The organism is Streptomyces sp. (assembly GCF_035644915.1).
In the GTDB taxonomy this organism is placed as follows: domain Bacteria; phylum Actinomycetota; class Actinomycetes; order Streptomycetales; family Streptomycetaceae; genus Streptomyces.
Genome location: NZ_DASQNP010000194.1, coordinates 1 through 6,590 on the forward strand (window position 1 = coordinate 1; position 6,590 = coordinate 6,590).

Sequence of the window (6,590 nt, forward strand, 5' to 3'; positions counted from 1 at the left end):
TAGCGGCACTGTTACGAGTGTCGCCGTGCGCTCACACAACCGGACCGGCCGTACCAGGGGTGCCGTTGAGGGCTTCCGGCCGACGGGCTTTCGGTTGACCGCCCGCACCTCGGTGGAGCCGCTCACCCTCCCCGGCACGGAGGTACGGCCCCGGTGCCACGACGCACGACCGCATGGGGGGCGTTGGGTACTTCCAGGAGGTTCGCGGGGCTGTCGAAGCGACGGCCGAAGCGCATCACCGGCCCACCGTGGAGCACGCGCGGAGTGAATCAGCTCCTGCACAACCCTGTCCTTTCAGGGCTGTTGTCCTCATACTGCCCATCACGTGGGGGTTGGGCCCGGATGTCACATCGGGCCCCAGGGGGTGGGGGGAATGATGGCTGACGCACGCCTTCAGTGGCTCCGGGACGCCGTGTCCGCGTTCGGCGCGGAGTGCAAGCGGAACCTGTCGGGGCCCGGTGACCGCGAGGCCGCCATCCGGGGCCCGCTTGAGCAACTGTTCCGCACCGTGGGGGAGCACCACGCCCTGCGCGAGGTCACCTGGCACCCCGAGACCCGCATACCGCACCTCGGGGTCCGCCCCGACTACGCCGTGCGCGTCAACGGGCAGATCACCGGATACGTCGAGGTGAAGCGGCCGGGCAAGAACATCGACCCCGAAGGCTTCACCGGCCACGACAGACGGCAGTGGCAGCGGCTGCGTGATCTCCCCAACCTGCTGTACACCAACGGGACTCACTGGCGGCTGTTCCGGAACGGCGTGCAGGTCGGCGAGGAGGTCGTGCTGACCGGGGCGCTCAAGAGCGCCGGGGAGAAGCTGACGGCGGAGAACCCCGCGGCCTTCGACACGCTGGTGCACCACGTGCTCCACTGGGGACCGGAGGAGATCCGGCGGGTCTCGGTGCTCGTCCGGTACCTCGCCCCGCTGTGCCGTCTGCTGCGCGAGGCCGTACGGGAGCAACTGCGGGCCGAGGCGCAGGCGGACCACGCGGACTCCACCTCCGGCGACCGGCCCTTCACGGGCCTGCGGAGCGACTGGCGCCGGCTGCTCTTCCCCACCGCCGACGACGCGACCTTCGCGGACGGCTACGCCCAGACCGTCACCTTCGCGCTCCTCCTCGCCCACACCGAGGGCATTCCCGTCACCGACACGAACTTCCACGAGGTCGGCCGCCGTCTCAACGCCGGCCACGCCCTGATGGGCAAGGCCCTCCAACTGCTCACGGACAACGTCAACGAGCGGTTCGAGGTGACCCTCCACCTCCTGGCCAGGACGATCGGCGCCGTCGAGTGGGAGACCATCCGGCACGGCAACCGCGACGCCTACCTCCACCTGTACGAGTCGTTCCTCTCCGTCTACGACGACGGCCTGCGGCAGCGCAGCGGCTCGTACTACACCCCGCACGAGGTGGTCGAGGAGATGGTCCGCCTCGCCGAGGACGTGCTCCGCACCCGCCTGGGCAAGGCCCGGGGCTACGGCGACGAGGACGTCCGCATCGTCGATCCCGCGATGGGCACCGGCACCTACCTCCACACGATCATCGATCGTGTCGCACGGCAGGCGGCCGAGCGGCACGGCGACGCCATGGCCCCCGACGCGATCGGCCGCCTCGCCGAGCGGCTCTACGGCTTCGAGCTCCAGACGGGACCCTTCGCCGTGGCCGAACTGCGCACCGCCGACCTCCTCAGGAAGTACGGCGCCACGCTCCCGCCCCGCGGGCTGAACCTCCACGTCACCGACACCCTCGACGATCCGTTCGTCCAGGACGAGCAGTTCGCCTCCACCTACGCGGCGATCTCCGAGGCGCGCGCCCGCGCCAACCACGTCAAGGCGAACGTGCCCGTCACCGTGGTCATCGGCAATCCGCCCTACGACGACAAGGCCGAGGACCGCGGGGGCTGGATCGAGAAGCGCGTCAGGGGCCAGGGCCGCCCGCCGCTGGACGACTTCCGTCACCCGGGCAACGGCCGTCACGAACACGCGCTCAAGAACATGTACGTCTACTTCTGGCGCTGGGCCACCTGGAAGGTCTTCGACGCGCACTCGGACCAGCGGCACGGGCTCGTCTGCTTCATCACCCCGTCGGCGTTCGCCACCGGTCCCGCCGGGCGCGGGATGCGCGACTACCTGCGCAGGACGTGCGACGAGGGGTGGATCGTCAACCTGACCCCCGAAGGGCAGCGCTCGGACGTGGCCAACCGCGTGTTCCCCCACGTCGCCCAGCCGCTGTGCATCTGCGTCTTCGTACGGCGTGCGGACCGCGACCCCGGTAGGCCCGCACGCGTGCACTACCGGGCGCTCCACGGGAAGCGCGCGGAGAAGTTCGCCCAACTCCGGGCCCTCGGCATCGACGACGGCGGCTGGCGCGACACGCACAGCGATGGGGTGCGTCCCTTCACACCGGCCACCTCGTCGGGTTGGGAGGACCACCCGGAGCTGAACGACCTCTTCCCCTGGGGCAGCCCCGGCAGCAAGGCCAACCGGTCGTGGGTGACCTCCCCGTCGAGGGACGTTCTCCTCCGCCGATGGGCACGCCTCACCGGGGAGACGGACCCGGAGGAGAAGGCCCGGCTGTTCAAGGAGACCAGGGACCGCCGGCTCGACTCCCGCCCGGCGCCCCTGCCGGGTTTCCCGCACCCCGGCCGGACCATCGCCGAGGAGAGCCGCCGTACCCGTCCGCGGCTCGAACGGATCGCGTTGCGCAGCTTCGACCGCCAGTGGATCGTCGCGGACAACCGGGTGCTCGACTTCCCACGGCCTGACCTGTGGGAGTCCCTGCAACCGGGACAGGTGTTCCTCAACCAGCAGCACAGCCACGAGATCAGTACCGGACCGGCGCTGGTCGCGACGGCTCTGCTGCCGGACACGCACCACTTCAACGGCCGGGGCGGGAGGGTGCACCCCGTCCTCCACCCGGACGGCAGCCCCAACGCGCCCACCGGCCTGCTCCGGCACCTGGCCGGCGTGCTCGGCCTGGACGAGGTGACGGTGCACGACCTCGCCGCCTACGCCGTGGCCGTCGCCGGGCACAGTGCCTTCACCGAACGGTTCGCCGACGAACTCCTCACCCCCGGAATCCGGTTACCCCTCACCCGCGACCCGGACCTGTGGCACCGCGCGGTCGCCATCGGCCGCGAGTTCCTCTGGGCGGTGACCTACGGCGAGTGCGACCCCCCTCCCGGTGCGCAGAGGAATGGCCCGGAGGGGGTCGGGTTCCCGCCCGGTGACCCGCGGCAGGTGCGCTACGACGCCCCCATCGGCACCGCGGTGCCCGACGCCCTCCGATACGACGAGGAGAAACACACCCTCCACGTCGGGCCGGGCGTCTTCAGCGGGGTTCCGCCGGAGGTATGGGACTACGAGGTCGGCGGCATGCGGATCGTCAGGAAGTGGTTCGGCTACCGCAAGGCGTCCCCCACCAGTCGGAAGACGAGCCCGCTGGACGACATCCACGTCACCTCCTGGCCGGGGGAGTGGACCGAGGAACTGATCGATCTGCTATCCGTCCTGAGGCGGTTGGTCGATCTCGCTCCGGCGCAGGACGATGTCACGACGAGGATCGTGGAATCGCCGGTCGTCACCGTCGCCGACCTCACCTCCGCGGGCGTCCTCCCGCCGCAACCCAAAGCCGACCGCCCTCGGCGGCGCGTCGACCTGGACTTCGACGGCCCGGAACCCCTGTGAACCGCCGGGAAGGGGCTACCGCCGGGGCTGCTCCTCGGCTGCCGTGACGTGGGCCTCCGCCTGCTCCAGAGTCCACGCTCCCTCCGCGAGGCGCTTCAGCGCGTACCCGGCGGGACGAGGGGCCGCTCCCCGCGCCACCGTGTCCGCGAAGGACGCCACCGCGCCCAACCGTGCCGCCAGCTCGTCGCACTCCGCCGCGTACAGGGCCGCCGCCCCGGACGGTGTGAGGGCGAGGTCGCCGCCCGCGCCGCCCCTCTGTTCGACCAGCCCGGACCACAGCAGAGCGGGCAGCGCGTCCCGCACCTCGTCCGCGTCGAGGCCCCGCGCCGCGAAGGACGCGGCCCCGGTGTCGGGGGCCGGAAGGTCGGAGAGGTCCAACTCCCGCAACAGACGGTGCTGGAGGGGCGAGAGCGCAGGTGTGGGAGGAAGCATGGCCCCAGTATGGGCCGCGTCACGGCCGCGCCCGCCGTGAGCGGGCCCGGTTCGTCGGCGCGGGGCTCAGACGCCGGGAAGCGGACGCGCGCCCTCCAGTCGAGCCTGTATCTCCCTGGCCTGTCTCCGCTTCTCCTGCTTCGACAGCTTCGCCTTGCCGGACGCCGTCTGCCGCTTCGGCTTGGACTTCGCCTTCTTCCCCGGGGTGTTGGCCAACCAGTTGCGGAAGACCACCATTTCGTAGAGCAGTTGGGTGCGTTGTGGTTCCGGCAGCACAGGGAGCGCCGCCTCTGCCTGTTCGAGAAGAACCGCAGCGCGTTGTGGATCACGCCGCCGCTGTTTCGCCTCGCGAAGAGCGTGGCGAAGGTCCGTGCCGCGCTGCCGGTCCACAGCCTTGCGTTTTCTCGCAGCCTGCTTCGGCCGACGGGGAGCTCGGGGGACAGGCCCGCCCTGGCTGTGGCGATGGTGTGGTGCTGCGACGGTTCCGCATGCTGCGCGGCGAGGTGGCCGTCGGCGGTGAGCGCCAGCCGAGAGGGGGCGTACGGCTCCCCGCCCCGGTCGGCTCGGCTCCTTCCCGCCGGGCCGCGAGCTGCTCACCGGGAGCGCGCCGGTTCCTGCCGGGCGGGCAGGGGCCGCCGCGTAAACCGGGCTGCGTCACAGGGAGGACATGGCCCACACTCCAGGGGTGATCGTGGTGCAGCCCGTCCTTGAGGTCTACGCTCCCGACGACTTCGCCCTCTGGCCGGTGGCCGGGACCGAGCCGTACGGCTTCATGCCGCTCAGTGGCGTGCTGACTCCCGCCGAGGTCGGCACGGCGGTCATGCGCATCGCCCGCTGCAACGACGTCGGGCCGGAGTCCGAGGGCCAGCCGGCACGCCCCGCCGACCCGATCGGCGCCTTCCTGCACGGCCTGCTCACCATGGACGACCTCTTCGTGCCCGGCGGCCTGCGCGTCACGGACACCGCCACCGGCGTCACCTTGCTGCCGGGCTGCTGCAACGGGTTGGAAGAGCGCGGCGCCTGGCTCGAGGTCCTCGACGGCGACGGCTGGGCCTCCTTCGGCCACGACCCCTCCCCGTCCGCCGAACGGCTCGGCGGCAGGGTCCGTCTGGCCGTGGACGTCGACCGGGACGACAGTCCCGTGATCGAGCTGTCCACCGGTGAACTGCGGCGCCTGCTCGCCGGAGCGGAGCGCGACCTGGCCGACTTCCTGGGGCTGGCCGCCACCTGGGCCGCCCGGCAACTGCCCGGTCATGCCCTCCAGGTCACGGCCGCTCTCGCCCGTGCCCTGGTGCTGCCCGTACCGGATGTGCCGGCCGCACCACCGGGGCCTTCCGGCCGAGGGGCCGACGGCTGACTCCTTACGTCCGGCTACGTCTGTAGGCCCGGCCGGCGACCTCCGCCGAGATGCGCCCCGTACGGAAGGCGCCGGTCAGGACGGCCGGGCGACCTCCGCCCAGACGGTCTTGGTGAACGCGTCCCGCACCTCGCACCCCCAGCGCCTGGCGTACACCGCGACCAGGAACAGCCCCCGCCCGGACACCGCGTCGGGCGGCGTCGGGACGGCCGCGGGGTGGCGCGGGAGGCGTTCCGGGCGGGTGTCCGTCACCTCGAGCCGTACGACGGGCTCGGGCGGCAGGAGCAGCGTCAGCCGGAAGTCCCGGCCGGGGAGGCTGCCGTGGGCGACGGCGTTGGCCGCCAGCTCGTCCGTGACGAGGGCGACGGCGTGCGCGGCGTCGCAGTCGTGGGGGAGGCCGGTCCACTCGGTGAGCTGCTGGACGGCGAGTCGGCGGGCCAGCCGGGCGCCCCGCCTGGTGCTGCTGAAGCGCAGGCTCAGCCGGTGGGTGGGGACGCAGGGCTCATCGGCGGTCTGTCGGTGGGTCACATCGTCAGCGTGGGCGAGCGGATAAGTCGCCGACCAGGGACGACGGCCGTACGCCGCCTTCGTCGTACGGAGGGCGCCCGTGCCCGCGCGCGTTGTTTGTACGGGAGTTGTACGGGTCCGCGTCCGTGTCCCCGCCGCTCCGGCCCGCGTTGGTCATCACCCCGGCGGCATGGGGGCACATCGGGGACGGAAGGACGTGAGTGCGGTGCGGGACGCGCGGAACAGTCGCACGGTGCGGTCGAAGGAGGAGAACGAGGACCTGCCGGGAGTGTGGGTGGCCTACGGCAAGCTGCTCCGACACCTGCGCAAGCGGGCCGGGTTGAGCCAGCCGGAACTCGGGGACGCCATCGGCTACTCGCTGGACCAGGTCGCCTCGGTCGAACAGGGACGGCGGCCGGCGAAGGCGGCGTTCACGGCGGGCGCGGAACGGGTGCTGGAGGCCGGGGGAGTGCTGGAGGTGCTCCAGGACGAGGTGGACCGGGCGAAACTGCCGCGCTTCTTCCGCGACTTCGCGCTCATCGAGTCGGAGGTCGTCAGCCGCTTCTCCTACGATCCGCTGCTGATCCCGGGGCTGTTGCAGACGGAAGG

At 71.9% G+C, this 6,590-nt stretch carries 6 protein-coding genes; 3 read left to right on the top strand and 3 right to left on the bottom strand.

Annotated elements, in window-relative coordinates:
• Positions 1–376: 376 nt before the first annotated feature.
• Complete coding sequence (locus VE546_RS21590; RefSeq protein ID WP_324924879.1) at positions 377–3,685, top strand: type ISP restriction/modification enzyme; 3,309 nt, start codon at positions 377–379, stop codon at positions 3,683–3,685.
• 15 nt (positions 3,686–3,700) lie between these two features.
• Here the strand turns inward: VE546_RS21590 and VE546_RS21595 are convergent, their stop codons facing one another.
• Together VE546_RS21595 and VE546_RS21600 are read right to left on the bottom strand one after the other, a co-directional pair.
• Positions 3,701–4,117, bottom strand: coding sequence for a hypothetical protein (locus VE546_RS21595; protein ID WP_324924881.1), 417 nt, complete (start codon positions 4,115–4,117; stop codon positions 3,701–3,703).
• 66 nt (positions 4,118–4,183) lie between these two features.
• On the bottom strand, positions 4,184–4,507 hold the full coding sequence (locus tag VE546_RS21600; RefSeq protein ID WP_324924883.1) for a hypothetical protein: 324 nt from the start codon (positions 4,505–4,507) through the stop codon (positions 4,184–4,186).
• A 277-nt stretch (positions 4,508–4,784) separates the two neighbouring features.
• Between VE546_RS21600 and VE546_RS21605 the strand changes: the two genes are divergently transcribed.
• Positions 4,785–5,474 carry a hypothetical protein gene (locus VE546_RS21605; protein WP_324924885.1) on the top strand — a complete coding sequence of 230 codons (690 nt, stop codon included), beginning with the start codon at positions 4,785–4,787 and terminating at the stop codon, positions 5,472–5,474.
• 75 nt (positions 5,475–5,549) lie between these two features.
• Here VE546_RS21605 and VE546_RS21610 read toward each other — a convergent pair whose 3' ends face one another.
• On the bottom strand, positions 5,550–6,002 hold the full coding sequence (locus VE546_RS21610; RefSeq protein WP_324924887.1) for an ATP-binding protein: 453 nt from the start codon (positions 6,000–6,002) through the stop codon (positions 5,550–5,552).
• A 232-nt stretch (positions 6,003–6,234) separates the two neighbouring features.
• Between VE546_RS21610 and VE546_RS21615 the strand changes: the two genes are divergently transcribed.
• A partial coding sequence (locus tag VE546_RS21615; RefSeq protein WP_324924889.1) for a helix-turn-helix domain-containing protein occupies positions 6,235–6,590 on the top strand: 356 nt, incomplete at its 3' end.